General features: G+C 48.6%; 17 protein-coding genes. 9 read left to right on the top strand and 8 right to left on the bottom strand.

The features are described from left to right. Positions 1-34: 34 nt before the first annotated feature. Positions 35-1,306, bottom strand: coding sequence for an O-acetylhomoserine aminocarboxypropyltransferase/cysteine synthase family protein (locus BLT32_RS09155; protein WP_053953970.1), 1,272 nt, complete (start codon positions 1,304-1,306; stop codon positions 35-37). Further along, on the bottom strand, positions 1,303-2,217 hold the full coding sequence (locus BLT32_RS09150; protein ID WP_053953971.1) for an alpha/beta fold hydrolase: 915 nt from the start codon (positions 2,215-2,217) through the stop codon (positions 1,303-1,305). Before BLT32_RS09150 ends, BLT32_RS09155 begins: the two co-directional genes overlap by 4 nt. A 146-nt stretch (positions 2,218-2,363) precedes the next feature. Between BLT32_RS09150 and xseA the strand changes: the two genes are divergently transcribed. Both xseA and BLT32_RS09140 read left to right on the top strand, forming a co-directional pair. Further along, on the top strand, positions 2,364-3,674 hold the full coding sequence (gene xseA / locus BLT32_RS09145; RefSeq protein ID WP_053954011.1) for an exodeoxyribonuclease VII large subunit: 1,311 nt from the start codon (positions 2,364-2,366) through the stop codon (positions 3,672-3,674). An 89-nt stretch (positions 3,675-3,763) separates the two neighbouring features. Beyond that, complete coding sequence (locus BLT32_RS09140; RefSeq protein ID WP_053953972.1) at positions 3,764-5,071, top strand: alkaline phosphatase; 1,308 nt, start codon at positions 3,764-3,766, stop codon at positions 5,069-5,071. 84 nt (positions 5,072-5,155) lie between these two features. Here BLT32_RS09140 and BLT32_RS09135 read toward each other — a convergent pair whose 3' ends face one another. Then, positions 5,156-6,328, bottom strand: coding sequence for a DcaP family trimeric outer membrane transporter (locus tag BLT32_RS09135; protein ID WP_053953973.1), 1,173 nt, complete (start codon positions 6,326-6,328; stop codon positions 5,156-5,158). A 182-nt stretch (positions 6,329-6,510) separates the two neighbouring features. Between BLT32_RS09135 and acs the strand changes: the two genes are divergently transcribed. The 7 genes from acs to BLT32_RS09100 are packed head-to-tail and all read left to right on the top strand — an operon-like array spanning position 6,511 to position 16,038. Further along, entirely contained in the window at positions 6,511-8,451 is a 1,941-nt protein-coding gene (gene acs / locus BLT32_RS09130; protein ID WP_053953974.1) for an acetate--CoA ligase, read from the top strand. Between the two features lie 21 nt (positions 8,452-8,472). Beyond that, positions 8,473-9,105 (top strand): response regulator transcription factor, encoded by a 633-nt coding sequence (locus tag BLT32_RS09125; protein ID WP_053953975.1) that lies wholly within the window; start codon positions 8,473-8,475, stop codon positions 9,103-9,105. Beyond that, entirely contained in the window at positions 9,102-12,557 is a 3,456-nt protein-coding gene (locus tag BLT32_RS09120) for a PAS domain-containing hybrid sensor histidine kinase/response regulator (RefSeq protein ID WP_053953976.1), read from the top strand. The genes BLT32_RS09125 and BLT32_RS09120 overlap by 4 nt, the downstream gene beginning before the upstream one ends. 23 nt (positions 12,558-12,580) lie before the next feature. Further along, the gene (gene murB, locus BLT32_RS09115) at positions 12,581-13,570 is read left to right on the top strand and encodes a UDP-N-acetylmuramate dehydrogenase (protein WP_053953977.1); all 990 of its coding nucleotides are present in this window, start codon (positions 12,581-12,583) and stop codon (positions 13,568-13,570) included. Between the two features lie 28 nt (positions 13,571-13,598). Next, positions 13,599-14,582 carry a bifunctional biotin--[acetyl-CoA-carboxylase] ligase/biotin operon repressor BirA gene (gene birA, locus BLT32_RS09110; RefSeq protein WP_053953978.1) on the top strand — a complete coding sequence of 328 codons (984 nt, stop codon included), beginning with the start codon at positions 13,599-13,601 and terminating at the stop codon, positions 14,580-14,582. A 9-nt stretch (positions 14,583-14,591) separates the two neighbouring features. Continuing rightward, positions 14,592-15,377 carry a type III pantothenate kinase gene (locus tag BLT32_RS09105; protein WP_053953979.1) on the top strand — a complete coding sequence of 262 codons (786 nt, stop codon included), beginning with the start codon at positions 14,592-14,594 and terminating at the stop codon, positions 15,375-15,377. Positions 15,378-15,405: 28 nt separating this feature from the next. Next, a complete protein-coding gene (locus BLT32_RS09100; protein WP_053953980.1) occupies positions 15,406-16,038 on the top strand; it encodes a tetratricopeptide repeat protein in 633 nt (210 codons plus the stop codon). 26 nt (positions 16,039-16,064) lie between these two features. On the opposite strand, the gene nspC is transcribed toward BLT32_RS09100, so the two are convergent. From nspC to BLT32_RS09075, 5 genes are all read right to left on the bottom strand, one after another. Beyond that, positions 16,065-17,198, bottom strand: a complete 1,134-nt coding sequence (nspC, locus tag BLT32_RS09095; protein WP_053953981.1) for a carboxynorspermidine decarboxylase — start codon at positions 17,196-17,198, stop codon at positions 16,065-16,067. Between the two features lie 11 nt (positions 17,199-17,209). Continuing rightward, the gene (locus BLT32_RS09090; RefSeq protein ID WP_053953982.1) at positions 17,210-18,409 is read right to left on the bottom strand and encodes a saccharopine dehydrogenase family protein; all 1,200 of its coding nucleotides are present in this window, start codon (positions 18,407-18,409) and stop codon (positions 17,210-17,212) included. Between the two features lie 84 nt (positions 18,410-18,493). After that, the gene (locus tag BLT32_RS09085; protein WP_053953983.1) at positions 18,494-20,662 is read right to left on the bottom strand and encodes a prolyl oligopeptidase family serine peptidase; all 2,169 of its coding nucleotides are present in this window, start codon (positions 20,660-20,662) and stop codon (positions 18,494-18,496) included. Positions 20,663-20,725: 63 nt separating this feature from the next. Further along, positions 20,726-22,555 carry a tRNA(Met) cytidine acetyltransferase TmcA domain-containing protein gene (locus BLT32_RS09080; protein WP_053953984.1) on the bottom strand — a complete coding sequence of 610 codons (1,830 nt, stop codon included), beginning with the start codon at positions 22,553-22,555 and terminating at the stop codon, positions 20,726-20,728. A gap of 19 nt (positions 22,556-22,574) precedes the next feature. Beyond that, a complete protein-coding gene (locus BLT32_RS09075; protein ID WP_053953985.1) occupies positions 22,575-23,993 on the bottom strand; it encodes a sodium-dependent transporter in 1,419 nt (472 codons plus the stop codon). Between the last annotated feature and the right edge of the window lie 152 nt (positions 23,994-24,145).

The raw sequence follows: 24,145 nt of genomic DNA, 5'->3' as shown, positions 1-24,145 counted from the left end.
GCCACCGCCCGGTGGCTTTTCTTTTTTCGGTATATTAAATGCTTAATGCCTGCTCTAAGTCAGCAATAATATCGCTAATGTGCTCTATGCCGACACACAAGCGGATGGCTTCTGGTTTAACTCCAACTGCGACTTGTTCTTGTTCCGACAGCTGACGGTGAGTGGTAGAGGCAGGGTGGCAGGCAAGCGACTTTGCATCGCCGATATTCACTAACCGCTTAAACAAGCCAAGCTTGTCATAAAACTTAACTCCTGCCTCGTAACCGCCTTTTATGCCAAAGGTAAGCAATGATGCAGGTAACCCGCCAGTCACATATTTGGCGGCAAGTTCATAGTGTGGATGCTGAGCCAAACCTGCGTAATTCACCCATTCAACATTCGGATGTTGTAGTAGATAGTCGGCGACAGCCTTTGCGTTTTCGCAGTGTCGCTCAATACGCAAAGTCAGAGTTTCCAGTCCCTGCAACAATAAAAAGGCATTAAAGGGCGACAAACAGGCGCCCGTATTACGCAGAGCCACGGTTCTGACTCTTGCGATAAAAGCGGCGGGTCCGAATGCGTCGGTATAAACCACACCGTGATAAGCCGGTTCGGGATTACTAAATTGTGGGAAACGCGCCTTTTGTGACAGCCAGTCAAATTTGCCTGAGTCGACTATAAGTCCACCAATTGAATTACCGTGACCACCAATGTATTTCGTCAATGAATGAACGACGATGTCAGCGCCATGCTCAATGGGCTTACAAAGAATAGGCGTAGCGACGGTATTATCAACGACGAGCGGTACGCCATGAGTGTGGGCAACTCCCGCCAGTGCTTCTAAGTCGGCAATGTTTCCTGCGGGGTTACCAATGCTTTCGCAGTAAACCGCTTTGGTGCGCTCATCAATAAGTGCTTCAATGTCTTTCGCATTGTCTGATTCGGCAAAGCGAACCTCGATACCGAGCGACGGCAGCATATGGCGAAACAGTGTATAGGTGCCTCCATAAAGCTGTGGGGTGGTAACGATATTGTCGCCCTGGCTTGCCAAAGTAATTAGGGTGTATTCAATGGCCGCCATACCTGAAGCGACTGCGAGGCCGGCAACACCCCCTTCAAGGGCAGCAACCCGTTTTTCCAGCACGTCATTGGTGGGGTTCATAATGCGTGAATAGATATTGCCTTCAACCGCTAAGTCGAAGAGATCAGCTCCGTGCTGAGCGCTGTCAAACTCGTACGATGCCGTTTGATAAATCGGCGTAGCTACTGACTTGGTGGTTGGGTCGGTGTCGTAGCCATGATGAATGGATAAGGTTTCGTCTTTCATGTGGTCTCCAAATGCGTTTCAAATAAAAAATGTGTCAGCGACGTGCCGTATTGAGGCACGTTCTTTATAAATCCGTCGTGCCCGTATTCGCTTTGAACGGACACATGTGACGTACAGTTGGGTAGCAGGGTTTCAAGCTCCGTGACTAGGCTTGGTGGCGCAATGGCGTCACTGGTGAAGTCAACTAAATGCACTGGCGTTTCGATAGGCTCAGGATTAATGCTGTATTCGTTCAACACGGGTGTGAGATGAGTGAACAGGCTGCGTGAGCTGTTACCGTTTTCTTTAAGCAGTCGTTCACCTTTATAAAGCAGGTACTCGAAAGCGTCATCGCTGCTACTAAAGCGCGATTCAAACTCTTCCGCACTGCGGTAGCTGAGCATGGCCAGTGCTCTGGCTAATACAATACCCAATTGTGAATCGTTGCAGCGTTGTATGAGTGCTTGTTGGAAATAACGCAATAAAGACGAGTGCACCGACGGTTTGTGAGCCGCGCCAATAACGCTTAGCCGCTCAAGCGACTCCGGGTTATCCAGTGCGTACTGGAGACCTAAAACACCTCCGAATGAGCCGCCAATCCAGCCATGCAGAGGGTCATCGGGTAATATTGATTGCACCGCATGGTGAATGGCATTGCTGTGCTCTTTCACGGACAACGGAGTGTCCGGGCAGTCCGAATCGCCTAACCCGCCGAGGTAGTCAAAGCTAATAAATTGGTAATCGTCAGTGTCTGCGAAGAGCCGATGCAGCGATTGCCACCAACCATCGCCGGACGGTGTCCAAAGCTTTCCGGTTGCGCTGATACCGCCCTGTACAACAATAGCCGGGGCATCGGGAAAGCCATACCGATACCCTTTTAAGCGGCCATAAGGCGTTTGCGTATGAAATGAACGAGCAATAGGAAGAACCATAGCGGCCTCCGTCAATTTGAAACGACAATACAGCGACAATAATAAATGGATATAAAGCCGTCAAGACATTTAGACGTCCAAATGCGAAATTATTGTTTTGAATTCTGTGGTAGTATCAGCGCATTGAATGGAGGTCGAATATGTCGATGGTTTACTCGGTCAGTCAGCTGAATGGTGAAATCCGCCAGTTACTTGAGCAGGGTTTTCGCCAAATAAGCCTGGTGGGTGAAATTTCTAATTTTGCCGCGCCGGGCTCTGGGCATTGGTATTTCACGCTGAAAGATGAACGCTCACAAGTACGTTGCGCCATGTTCCGAGGCGCCAATCAGCGAGCGGCTATGCGCCCGCAAAACGGTTCACAAGTCCTGGTGAAAGCCAAAGTGACCTTGTACGAGCCGCGCGGTGACTATCAGCTAATTGTCGAGCACCTGGAAGACGCCGGACAGGGCTTATTACAACAGCGCTACGAGCAATTGAAAGCAAAACTCGGTGCTGAAGGACTATTCGCGGCCGATCGCAAACGACCATTACCGGAGCACATTCGCAAAGTGGGTGTGCTGACCTCACCAACCGGGGCGGCAATAAAAGACATATTAGCGGTTATGAAACGGCGGGACCCCAGCGTTGAAGTGATTATCTATCCGACGTCGGTTCAGGGAGAAGCCGCAGTAGCCCAACTTCAATCTATGGCGCAAACGGCGTTTGAGCGTAATGAAGTGGATGTGCTGCTAGTGTCGCGCGGCGGTGGCTCACTGGAAGACTTGTGGTGTTTTAACGATGAAGGTTTTGCCCGGCTGCTGACTACCGCTCCGATGCCGGTGATTAGTGCGGTCGGTCACGAAATCGATTTCACCATTGCCGACTTTGTTGCCGATATGCGAGCACCCACACCATCGGCTGCGGCAGAGTTGGTCACGCGAGACCAGCAACAGCAACTGCAGCGTGCTCAGGCGTTAATGCAGCGGCTGCAACAGGCTCAGTTAAGGCATATACAACGCCTCAAACAACAATGGCAATTTTTGCAAACACGCCTGCAACAGCAGCATCCACAACGACTGCTGCAACAACAGTCGCAACTGGCTGACGAGTTACAGGCGCGTGCGAGTCGGGCGCTGACTCAGCAACTTATGCGTCAGCGTCAGCAGCACACGCATTTAGTGAGGCGCTTGCAATCCGTGCATCCGGAAAAACGACTGGCACAATACCAACAGCAATTGACAATTCTTCAGCAGCGTTTGCCGCAAGTCATGGCGCGTTTACTGAGAGACAAAAAGTCTCGGCAAGGGCAATTGATGCAGTCATTGAACCTGGTCAGCCCGCTGAATACGCTGGAGCGAGGTTACGCCATTGTTCGTAAAGATAGTGGCGAGGTTGTGCGTCGTGCGGATGACGTTGCTAGTGGCGAACCGGTCGATGTTCGACTGGCCGACGGCTCATTCACGGCGAGACGCGATTAAATTGCGGTTTGTTGTCATATCACTGACATTTAGGGCTTGATATAATCAGGCTATACAAAGAGCGTTACAGAATTAAACGGAGTTGTCGTATGAAAAAAACCTTAGCAGCCGCAGCCATCGGGGTTGCGCTGAGTGCACCGGGCGCGGTGGCTGAAGAGCAGAAGCCCAATATTATTTATGTCATTGGTGATGGTATGGGCTTTGAATTTATCAGTGCCTATCGCTATGCCATGTCTGATTTAGACACCAAAGACATTGCTGAAACACAGTTCGACCACTACCTCACCGGGGCCGCAACCACTTATCCGGAAGACGATACCTGGGTGACGGATTCAGCAGCTGGCGCTACCGCTTTGTCGGCGGGGGAAAAGTCGTATAACGGCGCTATTGGCATGGATAACGATAAAACGTCGTTAAAAACGGTCATGGAGTACGCTAAAAATAGCGGTTATATGACAGGCTCTGTATCGACCTCGCAAATTAACCATGCAACGCCGGCTTCATTTTTCTCGCATCACCCGTCTCGTTATGAGTACAACGAAATAGCTGACCTTATGGCGCAGCAGTACATAAAAGACGAAGCGTCTTATGATGTCTTGCTTGGCGGCGGTCAGCAGTATTTTATTCGTGACGACAAGAACTGGGCAGAACTGCTAGAGCAACATGGCTTGAAGGTTATTCAGGACATGCAAATGTTAGATCAAGTTGAACAGGCGCCGGTTATGGGCTTGTTTGCACCAAAAGGTCTGCCGCATGCAATTGATGAAGGTAAAGACTCGCTGGCACAAATGACCAGCACTGCGCTGCGTTTATTGTCAGGTGACGACAAACCGTTCGCGCTTATGATTGAAGGCAGCCAAATTGACTGGTGTGGTCATGCCAATGATATTGCTTGCGCGGTGCATGAAATGGACTCGTTAAATAAAGCGTTAACGGTTGTTGCTGACTTCATGCAAGATAACCCCAATACGTTACTGGTGATGACTGCTGACCATTCTACTGGCGGTTTAACTCTGGGGCGTGACGGTGAGTACGCATGGTATTCAGACAGAGTCATGGCTATTGAAAGCTCTATTGCGACAATGCGCAGTGAACTTCTGGACATGGACGCTGAGAAATGGCCCGAGTATGTTGCTGACAAAGTGAACTTCGAGCTGACTCAGGACTATATCGACGAGCTGGCGCTTGCATCTGAGCAGGAAGGTGAAGAGCGTGAAGACGCACTACACGATGCTTTGGTGTATATTACCGGTGATATTACCGGTACGGGTTGGACGGGCAGTGGCCACACCGCAGTAGACGTCCCGGTTTTTGCTAAAGGACCTTACTCTGAAGATTTCCGTGGGTATATGGATAACACAGACATTGGTAAGCGGTTAATTGATATTGTGAAATAAAGCTTGTTTGGGCAGACAATGCCCAGACAGAAAAAACGCCGGTAACCTTTTGTGGCTACCGGCGTTTTTGGTTGGGAATATCGTTTAAAACTTATACATTGCCATCAGCTGTAGGCGGTTTAAGTCGCCGTCTACATTAGCTTCTGTTTCACGGTTAGCTTGTGAAATTTCCGCACCAAAGGTTAGGTTGGAAGCTGGTGAATACATCACGTTAAACGCGAGGCGCTGTGTGTATTCAGTCATGTCACCAGCGAGTGCAAGCAGCTCTTCATCATTGTCTGCCCAGCCACGCGAATATACGATGTTTGAACGAACTTTCTCAGTCCAGAAATGGCGGTAAGCAAAAGAAATACCGGTTGAGTCAATGGCTTCCAGCTCACCGTTACCATCGATATAAGCGCCGTTCCATGTGTTGAGACCTAAATAGCGACCTAAGCCCGAACCGGTTGTAATAGACGCACGAATGTCGTCCATACCAAAGGTGTATTTAGCACCAAAGCTCAAACCGTAACCGAAAGTTGTTTCATCGTCACCAGTTTGTGTGACGTCATAAGTGAGCTGACGCAATAATGCAGACGCCTGCCAGGTCAGGTTGTCAGACTTGCCGGTATATTTAAAAGTAACATCTGGCATAAATCCATCACTGGAAACAATACGTCCCCCACCAGCAGGTGTCACTGTGGTTTCAGGGTTTTCAATTGAGGCGCTAAAGCCACCGGAGGTGTAACGAATTTGTGCCTGGCGGTTGAAGATAATGCCATCGGTGATGCCGATAAAGTCGACGGATTCAGCCAGAATGTTTAGGTCCTGAAAGTTAGACCAGGTTTGACCAAAAGTCCATTTCCCATATTTTAAAAATGCGTGACGTAGACGCGGACTATAAGAGTTTGAAATACGTTGGTCACCGTCAGGGGTCAACATAAAATCCATTTGGATATGGCCGGTCAGCGTTTCACCATTATCTAACTCAGTGTCGGTGGTAAGGAAAAAACGCGACTGACGTGCGTGAAAATCGGTGACCATGTCGTCGCCTTCACCACCCACAGGGGTGAGGCTTGGAATATACTGTTGCCGAGCGATACTGCCGCTTGAAGGTGCCTGACCATCGGTGTAGTCCGATACCATCATGTCCAGTTTAACAAAACCACCAAAATCGATGTCAGTTTCGTTTGCCTGAGCTCCTAAGCTCATAACACCGAGTACGGCAGCGCTTGCTGCTGATACGGTGAATTTCTTTGCGATACTTGCTTTAGCCATGGTGTTCTCCCCTGTAAGCCAAGTGTTCGTTTTGATCGTGCATTTTATTGTTATGCCAAAGATAAACGCTGTTAATTCTCGTTAACTGGTCAATTTTTATCAATCTAGACTATGGTCTAATAGTGTTTAAGCCCTTTAAAACGTACAACAGATACCATCTTGCGAATAAGGAGGAAGAGGTAATGTCGCAACTGTATTCAGTTCCTGAACATATCAAAGCTAAAGCCAAAATCGATAATGACGGTTATAAGAAACTTTACCAACAGTCAGTAGACGATCCTGAAGGTTTTTGGAGTGAACACGGAAAGCGCATTACTTGGTTCACACCCTATAACAAAGTCAAAAATACAACGTTTGAATCGGGTAAAGTCAGCATCAAATGGTACGAGGACGGCACTTTAAACGCTTGTTATAACTGTGTCGACCGCCACCTTGCGGACAAAGCTGATAAAACAGCCATTATCTGGGAAGGCGACGACCCTAGTGTAGACAAACACATCACCTACCGCGAGCTACATAAAGAGGTATCCCGTTTTGCTAATGGCCTGAAAAAATTAGGTATTGGTAAAGGTGACCGGGTCGCTATTTACATGCCAATGGTTCCGGAAGCGGCTTATGCCATGTTGGCCTGTGCGCGGATTGGCGCGGTTCATTCCGTTATCTTTGGCGGTTTCTCACCAAATGCTATTGCCGACCGCATTAACGACTGTCAGGCAAAAGCTATAATTACCGCCGACGAAGGTCGTCGTGGCGGCAGCACTATTGGTTTGAAAGCCAATGTGGATAAAGCCTTGTCTGAGGGCGCTTGCCCTTCATTAGAGCACAGCATTGTATGCCGTGTTACCGAAGGCAAAGTTGATTGGACAGAAGGCCGTGACGTTTGGTGGCATGAGTTGATTGGCGATGTCAGTGATGAATGCCAGGCAGAAGTGATGAACGCTGAAGACCCGCTGTTCATTCTTTACACGTCCGGCTCGACCGGAAAACCGAAAGGGGTTGTGCATACTACCGGTGGTTACATGGTGTATGCGTCAATGACGCATGAGTATGTCTTCGACTATCACGATGACGATGTTTACTGGTGTGCAGCCGATGTCGGTTGGATTACAGGTCACTCGTATATTGTTTACGGCCCGCTGGCAAACGGTGCAACCACACTGATGTTTGAAGGTGTTCCTACCTACCCGGGTGTTGGCCGTATTGGCGAAATTGTTGATAAACACAAAGTAAATATTCTTTATACGGCACCAACAGCAATTCGTGCGTTAATGGCAAAAGGTGACGAGGCAGCGAAAACCTCGACCCGCGAAAGCTTACGTATTTTGGGCAGTGTTGGTGAACCGATTAACCCAGAAGCTTGGGAGTGGTACCACCGCGCTATTGGTAACGGTAAATGTCCAATTATGGATACCTGGTGGCAAACTGAGAACGGAGGTATTTTAATTACTCCGCTGCCGGGGGCTACTGATTTGAAACCAGGGTCTGCGACCCGTCCTTTCTTTGGTATTCAGCCAGCGCTGGTTGATAGCGAAGGTAATATTCAGGAAGGTGAAGCCGAAGGTGGCCTGGTTATAAAAGACTCCTGGCCGGGTCAGATGCGCACCTTATGGGGTGACCATGAGCGCTTTGAGCAAACCTACTTTTCGACTTTCAAGAACCGTTACTTCAGTGGTGATGGCGCGCGTCGTGACGCCGATGGTTACTACTGGATAACCGGCCGCATGGATGACGTTCTGAATGTATCGGGACACCGTTTGGGTACGGCTGAAATTGAAAGCGCATTGGTTGCTCATAAATCGGTGGCTGAAGCGGCTGTAGTAGGTTATCCGCATGACTTAAAAGGTCAGGGTATTTACGTGTACATTACCCCAGTGGAGGGTGTGGAAGTAACCGATGAATTAACCAAAGAAGTACGTAACTGGGTTCGCTCTGAATTAAGCCCAATTGCAACCCCTGACCTGATTCACTGGACGACGGGTTTGCCGAAAACACGTTCAGGAAAGATCATGCGTCGTATTCTGCGTAAGATTGCTGCTAATGAGTATGAGAATCTCGGTGACACCTCTACGCTTGCTGATCCAAGTGTGGTAGATTCATTGATAGAGAATCGAATGAATAAATAATGTCACTTAATTTGGAATCTCATGGCGAAATTTTTAATCGCAGATGACCACCCACTGTTTCGCGAGGCGCTGCAAGGCGCTCTCGCGAATCACTTTTCTGAGCTTACCTTACGCGAAGCCGAAGACCTGGATTCGACACTAGCGGCGTTAAACAAAGACGACGATGTCGACTTATTGCTGCTCGATTTGCATATGCCCGGCAGTGGCGATTTATACGGCCTTATTCGAGTCCGTGAAGACTATCCGTTATTGCCTGTTGCTATCATTTCCGGCAGTGAAGATGCGTCAATTGTTGCTAAATGTATTGGTTTTGGGGCGCTGGGGTTTATTCCTAAGTCATTGCCGTCAGTGGAAATAGCAGAAGCGATAGACACAATTTTGCAAGGCGAAACCTGGGTGCCTAAAGAGTCCCGCGAGCGCCTGGATGTCATATCTGACGAAGACCAGGAGTTGGCGCGTAAAGTGTCTGAATTGACACCGCAGCAATACCGCGTACTTCATTTTTTACACGAAGGCCTACTAAACAAACAAATCGCTTATCAGTTAAATATTACTGAAGCGACTGTCAAAGCTCACATTACGGCAATTTTCCGTAAACTCGGAGTTTATAGCCGTACTCAAGCCGTACTGGTCGCTGAACGTCTGCAGTTATGACCTGGCTGCTGGTATTCGCCTCACTGGCGTATGTCATTTTTCTGTTCGCCATTGCGACCTGGGGTGATCGTTTAGGATCCTGGGCGAATAAAATCAGCCACAAGCCAATGATCTACTCCATGTCATTGGCCATTTATTGCACCTCCTGGACTTACTATGGCGCTGTGGGTAATGCGGCCACCGAGGGTTGGGCGTTTTTCCCCATTTTGTTGGGGCCCATTTTACTCTTTATTTTTGGCATTCGAGTTTTAGAGAAACTGGTTTCGGTCAGTAAACAGCAAAATATCACCTCGATTGCCGATTTTATCTCATCTCGTTTCGGTAAACGCAGGCGTTTGGCCGTTGCGGTTACAGCCATCGCCGCCACAGCTATTATTCCTTATATCGCTTTGCAACTAAAAGCGGTGGGTGTGAGCTTTTCGGTGCTGACAGAGAGCACCGGTGTCATGTCTGAATTTTCAATTAAAGAGCTGGGTGCAGCAGCTTTAATGGCCATATTTGCCATGCTCTTTGGTACACGCCACGTGGAAGTTACTGAGTATCGCAGTGGCATGATTTTAGCTATTGCGGTTGAGTCGATGATAAAACTGGTGGCGTTAATGGCTGCCGCAGTGTTTGCCTGGACGCTTATTGCTGAGAACCCTTCACCGTCGTTACTGAGTAACTTTACTTCTGTATCTGCTCCGCAGTGGTCTTTTGCCAAGTTTGGTGAGTTTGAGTTTATTGTTCAAACGCTAATGGCTGCGGGGGCGATTTTATGTCTGCCCCGACAGTTTCATGTGGCGGTGGTCGATAACGTCGACACTCGGCATTTAAAAACTGCCCGTTGGGGGTTTCCTCTTTATCTTAGCCTGACCGCTGCGGCTATTATTCCTATTGCCATTGCGGGCAGTTTCTTCTTAGGTAATAACGGCGACGGCTCAACGTTCTCATTGCAGTTACCTTTGCTTAAAGACCAACTGTGGTTGTCGCTCATTATCTTTATCGGCGGTATTTCTGCGGCTACCGCCATGGTGATTATTGCGTCGGTTACGTTAAGTACCATGATAACCAACGACGTTATCATGCCGATACTGCTGCAACGAGACTCTAAGCTGCCGTTAAAGCAACGTAAACGCGAATATGACCGGGCGCTGCTACTCATTCGTCGAGTCGCTATTGCCGTTACAATGGTGCTGTCGTTCTTTTGTTACTACTTCTGGGCGGCACAGACCAATCTGGTCAGTATCGGCTTGCTAGCGTTCTCGCTGGTATTGCAGCTATTACCGGCATTACTGGGGGCTTTGTATTGGCGAAAAGGGCACGCTCGCGGTGTTTATGCGGGGCTTGGCGCGGGGTCTATTGGTTGGGTGCTAGCGGTGCTAATTCCGCTGTATTCTTACCCCGAGCTCACCGACGTTGAAATTATAACCCGGGGCACCGTTGTATCGTTGGCGCTGAACGCGTTTGGCTTTATCGCATTTTCGTTGTTGGCCCGACCCAGACTGGTGGATCGCATTCAGGCAACCGCTTTTGTAAAACCGAAAGCTCAACTGCCGGAACAGCAACATCTGCATAAAGACTATAACGCAACCAACGCAGATATGATGCTGTTGCTGAAAACCTTCTTAGGTGGCCAACGTGCACAACAGCTCATGCAGTACTTTCAGCAGCCAGAAGATAAAGAGTTATTGCCAGAAGAGCTGGCAGACCAGTCCTTTATTAGTTTTGTAGAGCGAGCCATTGCCGGTGTTCTTGGGTCAGCAACGGCGCGCTCGTTGGTCGATGCGGCATTACGCGATAAACAGCTTAACTTAGAAGAAGTGGTGCACTTTTTCGATGACACGACACAGGCACTGCAAACCCAGCAGTCTATTTTGTTTAGCTCGCTTGAGAATCTGGCACAGGGTATTAGCGTGGTTGACGCTGACCTAAGGTTGGTTGCCTGGAATAAACGCTATTTAGATTTGTTTGAGTATCCGGAAGGCATGGTGAAACCGGGGCAGCCAATTGCCACTCTCATTCGCTACAATGCGGAACGGGGCGAGTGTGGTCCGGGCGACGTCGATGAGCTTGTTAATAAGCGTTTGCGGTACATGCAAATGGGGTCAGCGCATCGGTTCATTCGCCGACGAGCCGACGGTCGTGTCATCGAAATGGTCGGGAACCCATTACCCACTGGCGGCTTTGTCACCAGTTTTACGGACATTACTGAACACGTTGAAACCCAGCAGGCACTTGAAGATGCCAATATCGACCTTGAGCAACGCGTCGACGTACGCACACAGGAAATCCGTGAAATAAACCAAGAGTTAACGGCAGAAATTGACCGGCGGCGCGAGGTGGAAGAGGAACTTAAGAAAGCCAAAGCGGAAGCCGAGGCCGCAAATGCCTCAAAAACACGTTTTCTGGCGCTTGCCAGCCATGACATATTGCAGCCATTGAATGCTGCACGCCTGTATTTGTCGGCGATACATGAAAAAGAGCTGTCTGATAAAAACCAGCAGTTATTGGGTAAGCTCGATACGGCGCTTGGCTCAACCGAACATTTGCTTTCTACGCTGCTTTCCATTGCCAAAATGGACCAGGGGGCGTTGCAGCCTAAATTCCGGCATGTGCAACTAAGCTCGGTTCTTAAGCCGTTGGTGGAAGAGTATGCGGTGCTGGCCGATCAAAAACAGTTGGACTTCAGAGCCTTTTATGTCGACCGGCCGGTATTTACGGACCCAACGTACTTGCGGCGTATTGTACAAAACTTCCTTTCTAATGCGATTAAGTACACCCCAAAAGGCAGCGTTTTATTGGGCGTTCGTAAAAAAGGCGATGAACTGGAGATATCGGTTTGGGATACCGGCCCTGGTATAGCCGCGCAACAGCAAGATAAGGTTTTTGATGCGTTCTACCGTATTCAGAATCAGAACGTTGAAGGCGTCGGATTAGGCTTAAGTGTAGCTCAGCGCATGGGTGAGCAACTGGGCTGTGACGTGGAAGTGACCTCTGTTGAAGGCGAAGGCTCGCGGTTTTCGGTTAGAGTGCCTTTGGGCAATGCAGCTCAAGTTATTGATAAACCGAAACGTAAGCTCGATGAGGGACCCAATGCGTCATTACGCTTATTGGTTGTGGACGACGACAATGAAAACCTGAATGCGGTGAGTGCATTGCTGAATAAATGGGACTGCGAAGCGGTAACCTTCAATAGTTTTGCTAAGGCGGTTGATTACGCTAAGAGCACCCCTGATGAGCCGCCGCACGGCATACTGGTTGATTATCAGTTAGGCGACGGGGACGGCCTGTCGTTGGCTGAAACTTTGTGGGAACAGTGGCAGCGTAAAGTGCCCACCGCGTTAGTGACAGCCATGAGTGATGACGCGGTGAAACAATCCGCACGAAAATTAGGCCTGCAGTTTTTACCAAAACCCGTAAAACCGGCTGCGTTAAAAGCGTTTTTGAAATATATTAGCATGCGAAAATAACCCGCAATATTACGAGGCCTCGCTTGAGGGATTTATCGAATTTACACACATTTCGTCTGCCGGCACAGTGTTTCGACTTCGTTGAGGTGAACAGTGCCGATAATCTTATGACACTGGAACCGCAAGAGCCTTGGTACCTATTAGGCGAAGGAAGTAATACGGCGTTTATTGAAGACTTCCAGGGGACGGTTATCCATAATGCCCTGAAAGGTGTTCAAGTTGACGACTTCCCTGAGTACACAAGGGTAACGGTTGCAGGCGGAGAAAACTGGCATGAGCTGGTGTCGCAGTTGCGCTCAATGGATATTAATGGGCTGGAAAACCTGGCGCTGATCCCTGGCTCTGTCGGAGCCGCACCTGTGCAAAATATTGGCGCTTATGGTGTTGAAGTATCGCAGTTCATTGAGCTGGTGACCGCATGGGACGTTGAAAAACGTCACTGGGCTTATTTTACGCCTTCGGACTGTGAGTTTGGATATCGCGACAGTATTTTCAAACAAACGCCGGGCCGCTGGCTTATCACCGAAGTCAGCTTTCTTTTGCCTAAAAAGTGGCAGCCGGTGACGCATTACGCACCGCTAAATGAACTGTCTGCGCCGGTGACTGCACAGGCTGTCTTTGACAAAGTGATTGAAACTCGCCAGCGGAAACTACCGGATCCCGCTGTGACACCCAATGCCGGCAGTTTCTTTAAAAATCCGGTGGTATCGGTGGAGCACTTAAAAGCGCTGGAGGCTAAACTGCCCGGATTAGTCTCGTACCCTGTTTCTGACAGCTCAGTGAAGCTGGCGGCGGGGTGGCTTATCGACAAACTGGGTTTGAAATCATTGTCGGTGGGGAATGTTGGCGTTAACCCTCAACAAGCTTTGGTCCTAATTAATAACGGCCAAGCTCAGGGCTCTGAGTTAGTGGCGTTAGCGCAAGAAATTCAAGACAGAGTCTTTGAAGTAACGGGCGTCACACTTGAGCCGGAAGTTCGGCTGGTAGGCGCTCACGGACTCATTGACTTATGAACGCTTCAAAGAACAAGGAACGAGCATAATGAAGCAGTCACAGCGACTTGATCAGCTGATTCAGCAATTATCAGATGGCGAATTTCACTCCGGTCAGTCGCTGGGGGAGCAGTTGAGCATTTCCAGAGCGGCGGTGAACCAGCATATTCATAAGTTAGAAGAGCTCGGTCTCGAACTTTTTTCGGTTAGCGGTAAAGGTTACAAACTGTCTCAGCAGCTGGAGCTGCTGGACAAAGAAAAGATAAAACAAGCCACTGAGCACTTCAGTAACGAACCTGATTTTGCGGTTTATTCGGTTGTCGACTCAAGTAATGATGAGCTCAAACTGCTGGCGCAGGAACAAAAGTTAGCGGCCGGGTATTCGGTGTTTGCAGAAGCTCAGACAGCAGGCAGGGGAAGGCGGGGTAAGCGCTGGATATCGCCATTTGGAAGTAACTTATATTTCAGTGTTTACTGGCCCCTGGCAGAGGGCATACACGGTGCTATGGGCTTGAGTCTGGCCGTTGGTGTAGCCTTAGCCGAGTGTTTTGGGTCCCTGGGAATTGAAGGTGTTGGTCTAAAGTGGCCGAATGATGTCTATATAAAAGGCAAAAAAGTGTCTGGTATTTTAGTTGACTTAGAAACACTGGCGGACGGATCTGCGCACAGCATTATTGGCATTGGGATTAACCTGAAAATGCCGGAAAGTGTGGCGCAACATATTGACCAGGCATGGACTGATATAAGCAGTGAAATACCCACTATCATGTCCCGCAACCTGATAGCGGCACGGGTTAGAGATTCGGTTCTTGCGTGCTTGTCGGAATATGATGCGGCAGGGCTCAGTGTATTCCAGGAACGCTGGCGTGCTTATGACCAATTTCTCGATAAGCCGGTACGTCTCGTTATGGGGCAGCGCGAATGTGTCGGGACCTGCCGTGGTATCGATGAAAACGGTGCCTTGCTGGTGCAGGACGAGACCGGCGTGAAGCGCTACTTCGGCGGTGAAATTAGTTTACGATTACAACAGTAGGGACATTAGATGCTACTCATTGACGCTGGTAACACACGGTGTAAGTTCGCTTGGTGGGACAAGCATACTGACTCTATTCAGTGGCTGGGGGCTATTGAGCATCAACATTGGTTGAATGATTTAAGTCGCTCGTTAAAGGATATTTTGCTGGGTGTTATTAACAGTGAACAACTCGAAGACACCAAAGAAGCTCTAGGGGTGAGCGTGGCGTCTGTGCAGGTGGTTGATACATTGAATCAGTCGCTGGCCGAACTTGGAATTAACGTGCGCTGGCAACGTACTCGCGCGACTCAGTTAGGGGTGGTGAACGCGTACCGGGAGAAGCCTGAAGCTTTAGGCGCTGACCGTTGGTTGGCTTTGTTAGGCTGTCATAAAGCGATTACCGGGCATGCGGTTATTATTGATGCCGGCACGGCATTGACTGTGGACTGGCTAACCCGCGACGGACAACATTTAGGCGGCTGGATAGTACCCGGTCGGCAGTTAATGCTGAATGCGCTTGGTCAGGGCACTGCGCAGTTAGGTAACGTGCCTATCGAGCAGAGCGCTCAGGCAAAACTCGAGCCCGGGGTCAGTACCCGTGAAGGCATGCTGCATGGCATTGAGGCTAGCTTAATTGGGGTTGTTTACGAGGCGGCCAAACTCTCTCCCTCGTTATTTAACGATGAGGCGTTTACCGTTGTTGTCACCGGTGGCGACAGCGAACAGCTGGCTTCTCATTTGAGTGGTAATATCTGTCGCATTGATGACTTAACCTTTAAGGGTTTACGACTTTGTGCCGATAACGGACAGTAGTGACTGATTAAGCGAACTGGAGTAGAACATGACGTGGCATAAAGCAGCGATAATCGCGGCCGTACTAAGCGGTGTCTTATTTGCCTTACCTGCAAAGTCTCAGGACATAGAAGCGGTTCAGCTATATTCTGATGCTGAGCTGGTGGAAATGTTTGCCACAAATGAACACATTACTCAGGTTCGCGATGTTGACCGTTGTCAGTTAGCCCAGGATATTGAGGCTCAGGCAGAGCTTGAACGCCGTCCGACGTACCAATTTCTTTATGGCGATATGAAAGCATGGGGTATTTGCTATGACAGGGACCCTAAAATTGGTTTGCTGTATATGGAAAAAGCGGCAGAGCAGGGGTTAGTCGAGGCGTTGGAGCAACTGGGGCGTTACTATCATGAAGGAAGGCTCGTACAGCAGGATATTGAACGCGCTATTTTATACTTGCGTGAGGCCGCTTCTTTAGGAAACCTTCGTGCTCAGCAGCGTTTTGCCAGTATTTTACTGAATGATCATGGCAGCCCTTATGACTACGAAAATGCCTACCATTGGCTGCACAATTCAGTAACAGGTGATTCTGGTAAGCATCGGGAAATTCAGCAGCAACTGGCGCAACTGTCAGAACGCATGCCACCTTCCGTGGTGGAAAAAGCAAAACGGCCACTGGAATAGTGGCCGCTTTAACGTTTTCTTAAGGACTATGAAAGTCGACTGCGAAAGTCTTCGTAACTGAACTCTCGTATGCAGTCAAAACGCCCGTCTTCATGCAGTATTCCGATAGCCGGGTGCTGTACACCATTGAAAAATGTCGTTTTCACCATGGTGTAATGCATCATGTCTTCAAATATGAGGCGGTCACCAACGGCCAATGCTTGATCAAAGCTGTATTCACCAATGACATCACCGGCCAGGCAACTATTACCCCCTAAGCGATAACTGAAGGCTTTTTCTCCTGGCAGCCCGGCATCAGTAATTGCTGGCCGATAAGGCATCTCTAATACGTCAGGCATATGCGCCGTTGCTGAGATATCAAGCAAGGCGATAGGACCATTGTTGTCAACAATATCCACCACTTCGCAAACTAACGGACCGGTTTGCCAGGCAACCGCAGAGCCCGGCTCCAGAATTACCTGAAGGTCATAGGTCTCACGTAGGCGTTTAAGTTGGCTTATGAGGTGTTCGACATCGTACCCTTCGCGAGTCATTAAATGACCACCACCTAAATTAAGCCATTTAACCTGTTTTAACTGTTCGCCGAAGCGGCTTTCTACAGCTTCCAGCGTACGTTCTAAAGCGAAAGAGTCACACTCGCACAAGTTGTGAACGTGTAAGCCCTCAACCCCCGTTAAATCATGCTGGCTAAGCTCGCTGGCTCTAATTCCTAAGCGTGATCCCGGTGCACTGGGATCGTACAGCTCAGTGTCTGCCTCCTGGTGCTCCGGGTTTATACGTAAGCCAATAGAAACGCCAGCTTCAGCTACTTGTTCATGGTAGCGCTGCCACTGAGTCACGCTATTAAAGGACAAGTGGTTTACTAATGGCAGGAGCTCATCAATATCGCCTTGTTTGTATGCCGGCGCATAAGCGTGCACTTCACGACCAAACTCATAGGCGGCCAGTTTGGCTTCCCATACCGAGCTGGCTGTACAGCCTTTCAAATATTGCTTAATCAGCGGAAACGCGGACCACATTGAGTAGCCTTTCAGTGCAAGAATAATATCCGCACCGCTTTTTTCCTGAACGTATTGCATAAGTTCGAGGTTGCGGCGTAGCAATTTCTCATCCAGCACGTAGCATGGCGACGGAATATCCGGCAATAAATAATGGCTCATCAGTGACTCACTTACTTCTCAAACGGCTTGTCGCATTCTTGAACGTGCCATGGTAAACCGTATTGATTCAGACGGTTCATGAACTCATCCGGGTCAAACTGCTCCATGTTCCATACGCCGGGTTTCATCCACTCGCCTTGCAGCATTAATGAAGCGGCTATCATGGCAGGCACGCCCGTGGTGTAAGATACAGCCTGTGCGCCAACTTCTTTATTAGTTTCGGCGTGGTCACAGTTGTTGTAGATGAAAATGGTCTTTTCTTTACCGTCTTTCATGCCGGTAACGTAGGTACCGATACAGGTTTTGCCGGTGTAACCTTCCGCTAATGAACCAGGGTTTGGCAATACAGCTTTCAGAAACTCCAGAGGCACAATTTTCTTGCCTTCAAACTCAACAGGTTCAATAGAGGTCATGCCTACGTTTTCTAATACACGCAAATGCGTCAGGTATTGGTCACCGAAGGTCATCCAGAAGCGCGCACGCTTAATAGTTGGGAAGTGTTTAACCAGAGACTCTAACTCTTCGTGGAACAGCAAGTACGAAGGACGCACGCCAACATTTGGGTAGTCTAAGTCTTTACGAACACTGATAGGGTCTGTTTCGTGCCACTCACCATTTTCCCAGTATTTGCCGCGTTGAGTAATTTCGCGGATGTTAATTTCCGGGTTAAAGTTAGTTGCAAAGGCCTGACCGTGATCACCACCGTTGCAGTCAACAATGTCTAAGTAATGCACTTCGTCGAAGTAATGCTTGGCGGCGTAAGCGGTAAATACGTTGGTTACGCCCGGATCAAAGCCAGCACCTAAAAGCGCCATTAAGCCTTTTTCTTTAAATTTGTCCTGATACGCCCACTGCCACGAGTATTCGAATTTTGCTTCGTCTTTAGGCTCGTAGTTGGCGGTATCTAAGTAGTGAACGCCTGTTTCTAAGCACGCATCCATAATTGGCAAGTCCTGGTAAGGCAGGGCAACATTAATAACCAGCGACGGGTTAATGCCGCGAATAAGCTCGGCGACTTCTGCTGCGTCATCAGCATCAACCTGATACACGCCAACAACGCGATCTTTGCCGGCTTTTTCCTGAAGTGCCTGACACTTTGACAAGGTGCGGCTGGCTAAGTGTATTTCAGAAAAAACTTCCGGTAATTTCGCACATTTTTGAACAACAACACCAGCAACACCGCCAGCGCCAATAATAAGAACTTTAGACATGAATGCTATCCTTCACAGAAATCGTTAACGGACTTATTTTACGAATAAGATTGCCGCGAAAGATAGCACATTTTTTGAAAATCATCATTGAGAAGCAGAGCTTCTCTGTTCTTTATTGATGCCGAGTTGTTCGTTTAAAAAAGCCCACTTCTCAGCGGCTGATTCAATTTTCATCCACGTAGGTGTGCCTGCACCATGACCTGCACGAGTTTCAACATTGAGAAGTATTGGGTTATTGCACCCTTGGTCCTCCTGAAGTGCCGCCGCAAACTTATAGCTGTGCCATGGAGCGACTCGGTTGTCGTTATTCGCGGTGGTGACGAGGGTCGCCGGGTAGCAAGTGCCTTGTTTCGTGTTATGAACCGGAGAGTACTCATATAAAGCAGTGAACTCATCGGCATTTTCACTCAGACCAAACTCACTACTCCAGCCGCGTGCGTTTGCATTGGGCAAGTGATAACGCAGCATGTCCAATACGCCAACCGCTGGTACGGCTGCGGCGAATAACTCTGGTCGTTGTGTCAGAGTAGCGCCTACCAATAACCCTCCATTACTGCGGCCATGGATAGCGAGCTTGTCTTTGTTGGTATAGTTGTTCTTAATTAGCCACTCTGCGGCGGCGATAAAGTCATCAAATACCCTTTGCTTGTTAGCTTTTGTGCCAGCCTGATGCCATGTTTCGCCAAATTCGCCACCGCCTCGCAAATTAGGTATTGCCAACACACCGCCCATTTCCAACCAGGCAATACGGTCGGCTTTAAATTCGGGCGTTAAAGAGATATTAAAACCACCATAACCATACAGCAGCGTGGGGTTACTTCCGTCCAGTTCCACGTCTTGAGAGTGCACCAGAAACATAGGGATTTCTGTGCCGTCTTTACTCTCGTAGACCACTTGATGCGTTTCGTATGACTCAAGTTCGGCCGGAAATTCGACTTCCTGCCACAAAGTTGTGCGCTGTTGCTCTACTTGGTATCGGTAAATTTTTCCAGGTTCGGTAAAACCTGAAAAACTGAAAAAGGTGTCTTTAGCTGACGGCGACCCGTTAAAGCCTGAGACGGTGCCGATGCCGGGCAGAGCAAGCTCCTGCAACACTTGACCTTTGAGGTCAAAAATTCCGACACGGGAATGCGCGTTTTGCAAATAGTGAGCAAAGAGTTGGCCGTTGACCGCGGAGATTGAGGTCAATGTATGTGTGCTTTCAGGAATTATTTCAGACCAGTTGTCATCACCCTTGCTGTTCATATCAATAGCTATAACCCGACCCCTTGGGGCCTGGGCGGTAGTCCGGAAATATAGCTTACTGTCATGACTGGTCACGTAATCATACTGGCCATCCCATTTGGTTAACAGTCCGGTGAAAGGTTCGCTGTCCTCGGCTAATGGGCGGCTGAAAACAGCGTTAGCATCATACCCGGAAGACACATTGATTAATAAATAGCGACCGTCATGTGTCACCTCCGGATATGGGTTCCAGCTAGGTTGATTCTGTAACGCGAAGATCAATTCGTCATCACTTTGAGAGCGGCCCAAGCTGTGAAAGTAAACACTCACTGGCTTTGAGTCGTCGTATTTTCCATTAGCATTTTGAGGATAGCGGCTGTAATAGAAGCCGGTTTCGTTTGGCAGCCAAGCGATATTGGAGAATTTAACGCCACTTATTTTATCGGACAAAGTCTTGCCAGACTCAATATTTTTAATGTGAATTTCAGTCCAGTCGCTACCCTTTTCTGAAACCGCGTAAGCGATATACTTTGCGTTAGGGGACACTTGTATTCTGGCTAGTGATAACGTGCCGTCTTCGCTGAGTTTATTCGGGTCAATTAATACTTCCGGGGCGCTCTCTAAGTCCGTCATTGTGTAGAGAATGTCCTGGCTTTGCAGACCGTCGTTAGCAAAGTAAAAGTATCGATTCGCGTATTGAAATGGCGTGCCTATTTTTTTGTAGTTCCAAAGCTCGGTTAATCGTTGCTTCAGGTCATTGTAGGCGGGAAGTTTCTGCAAATAAGGTGTTGAGAACTCGTTTTGACTATTGACCCACTGGGAAACCTTTTTCGAGCGGAGGTTCTCCAGCCAGCGGTATGGGTCAGCAACAGTGGTGCCGTGATAGTTGTCTGTTTGGTCAACCGTTTTGGTTTGCGGAAACCCATAAGGCGACTGCTGCTGAGGCTTTGGCTGAGAGCTGCATGCGCTTAGAATAAGAGCGCCAGAGAGCGTAGCCAGTAATACACGGATTGATGAATATCGAGTCATTGCCTTCCCCTTTGTTAAGACTGACTTGATCATAGAAAGTTGTGGTGAAAACAACAAGTCACATTAGACAAGCGGAGCGGTATCTTTACGCAGTTTTACGTTCGCTTGTTGTTTCGAGGCGCAACCATAGAGCTGGGCTAGCTGTTTCAGAGAGCATGATGGCCGGCTCAAATATTGAGTCAGTTCGTCGGTCGGGCGTTTATTCTGGTAGTACACAACCAAAGCAAAGTGGGCAGCGTCAAATGGAATGTGTCCGTTCACGTAGGTCTTCACCAACAAATGAAGGAGCGGATTAGTGATAAGGTTTTTTGGTATCTTAGAGTGAGCGTTTATAAGCCAATTCTGTTCAGCCTTAGCCCACTGACTAATGTCGTCAGTAAGAGAGGTGTTTGAGCTTGAGCCATCACCCATACTGTCGGCTCTGACATAAATAGCGGCGGGGCGTGCCGATACGCTGTCGAGTCGGTGGCTGGTACGCCATGGCACAAAACCATTAGCTTCCCAAAACTTCGCAACTCCGGGCTCCCACGCAAAGCTGGTGCCTATTTTATCAATATGTTTGTAGCTGGGGTGTTGCCGAATAAAATCGAGCAACTCAGAGGCATATCCCTGATGACGGAGGCCGGCGGGCACAGCGATACGAGCAACTCTCAGCCAGCATGTGCTTAGAGCCCAAGTCTGTTGTAAAAAATAGCCAATGGCTTGTGGCAGCAGGTTTCCTTTAGGGCGTCGTTTACCCTGTAAAATAGGTGTGTGCAGCTCTTTTGGAACAGGGCCTTCTTCAATAAGCCAGGCAACAGCAACTACTTCTCCGTTCTGGCGAGTGTAAGCCAGCCGATGTAACGGGTCACTCAATAGTAGGTTGAGGTCATTAGGACTGCTTTGGTAATGAGCATTTAAGAGCAGCTGGAAGCACTGACGTAAGGTGTTTTCCTGCAGTTGCGAAGCATGCTCAATAAACTGCCCGTCAGCCAGCTCCGGTGTTAACGCAGTAGTGGTTTCATCCATTAAAAACGTGTCAGTTAACCAATGCTCTAAAGGGTCATTTTCCGGCCAGCGCATCGGTGCTGATAAACGATGATTCTTAACTTTAGGCAAGTGTTTTTCTGCCCATTGCTGAAAGTGTATGGCAAAGCCCCGGCCGCAGCCCTCGTAGCCCGCCACAGTAGTTGCTAATAACCACGGCGTAAACTTCTGGCAAAGTGTTTCTATGGCCCATAAAGGAATGCCGGCGGCTTCATCGATAATCAACTGCTTAGTCGAGTCCCCGGGTTGTTCCAGTAGCTTATCCCAGGCCTTAAAGGTGGCGGTTGGCGCTTGCTTCAGTAAAACCTGAGCATTGGCTTTTCTCGGTGCAGTAACAATGATTTCAGTTTCAGCGCAGGTTGCACTCACTTCGGCTAATGCTTTGCCGAGCAGGGTGCTTTTTCCACGGCCTCGTTCAGCAACAAGGATGTGCGTGTGTAGGGAGTCTTCATTGATAAATTCACTGGTCAGCACTTCTACCAGTGCCTGATGTTCTGTTTGGGCTTTTTTAAAACTCTCAGAAGCGTTCGCAGGCAGCGCATTATTACTAAAATACTGACTCGCAAAGTTCAGAAGCCGTTCGACCATAGCTGAATTGTCACTGGGCAAAAGAATGATTAACTCTCCGCCACCAACAATAGTGCCGCACAGCGCACAAATTGCATCCGCATTTAAGCCCGCCTGACAATCGAGAAGGACGCTTTCAAATTCATGACCCAGGTAGTCTCTGTATCGGTTGAGGTGTGCATCAGCACCTGGGTCCTCTGGGGAAAGAATAAGACTTTGAGAAGAGCGAGTCTGGCAGGCTTGCTGCCATTGACTCGCTGTTTGCAGCAGTTTTAGCTGTCGAAAACTGCCACGTTCCATTACTTACAACACTCTGCCATTAAAATAGTGAAAACCCGACAAATTTTGTCAGTACTGTATTAATGAAAACCACCGCCAGAATTAACGGAATAAAGGTGCTGATAGAAATACGCACATATTTGGCTAGTAGTGTATTTCTATAATTCGGGTTGCCTTCTGACAGTTCGTCTTCTAACCCTTTTTTGCGCCAGTGTAGAGTCACAAACAAGCAGATAAGCAGACCATTTAGCGGCAATATGGTGTCGTAAAAGACGTCGTAAATAACGTCAAAAACCGATTTCGTTTGCCCGGCGTATGATGTGAACTCAGTAAATGCTGGTATAAAACCAAATGAGGTGGCTGCTATTAGTGTAAGTACGGTAACGGCAAAACCCATAACCAGCAGAGTCTTTTTCCGGCTGAACTTTGCTTTTTCAATAATGGCTGCCGTTGGTACTTCCAGTATCGATACCAGTGACGTAATAGCTGCAATAAACGTCAGCAAAAAGAAGACAGTCGCGGCTAAGCTGGCACCGAAATACCCGACAACGCCTTCTAATGCCACAAAAATTTGTGGGAAGAAGGAGAAAATCATACTGACTGACGAGTCGCTCAGCGTGTCCGGGTTGGTGTTCGGGTTTATCGCAAAAATAGCGGGCAGAGTCATTAAGCCGGCGGTAAATGCTACAGCGGTATCGGTGAGTGCAACTAACTTTCCTGAGGTTACAATATCGTCGCGGCGGCTGAAATAAGAGCCGTAAGTAATCAGAATACCCATACCCAGAGATAATGAGAAGAAAGCTTGTGCCAGTGCACCATTGATAACGGAGCCGTCAATTTTTGAGAAGTCAGGGACCAAGTAAAACTCAACACCCAACGCTGCGTTGTCCAGTGATAAAACGAAAATGACCAGCAATACCAGCATAATAAAAAGAGCTGGCATCAGGAACTTGGCAGCTTTTTCGATGCCTTTGCGAACGCCTCCTACCAGAATCACGTTAATAATGACGGTAACTGCCACCAGGAAGCCAACAAAACCGTAATCATTCACAAACTGCCCGAAGTATTCCGGGTCGGCTAACATCGCCAGGTTGCCGGTTACTGAGTGCCATAAATAGCCGAATATCCATACGGTAATGACCATATAGAATACGGCAATCATAAAGGGCGTAATAACGGCCAGTAGCCCCGCGATATGCCAGCCTTTATTGTCTGGTGATAATGCTTGATAGGACCCTAGTGGGCTTTTTTGTGCGCGGCGGCCCAGCCCCATTTCTGCCAGCATGACAGGCAGGCAGATAAAGGCAACGAACAAAGCATAAATAATAAGAAAGGCACCACCACCGTTTTTTGTTGCGGCAACAGGGAAGCCAACTAAGTTTCCGATACCAACGGCAGAGCCTGCCGCGGCAAGTATAAATCCAATTTTAGAGCTGAATTGATCGCGTTGTTCGCTCATTCTGACCTTCTTGTTATCGTTATTATCTTGAGGTGCTTTGTAAGCATCAATTTTTAAATTCCAGCAATCCTAGCAAGGGGTAACGTTAACGGCAAGCAGCGGATGAGTGAATACGTCGTGAATATTGGCAAGTCTGACCTGAGTGCTAAAAA

This window comes from Idiomarina zobellii (assembly GCF_900100855.1).
Lineage (GTDB): Bacteria > Pseudomonadota > Gammaproteobacteria > Enterobacterales > Alteromonadaceae > Idiomarina > Idiomarina zobellii.
The sequence above is the reverse complement of the archived record's forward strand: the minus strand, read 5'-3'. Positions and strand labels throughout refer to the sequence as shown.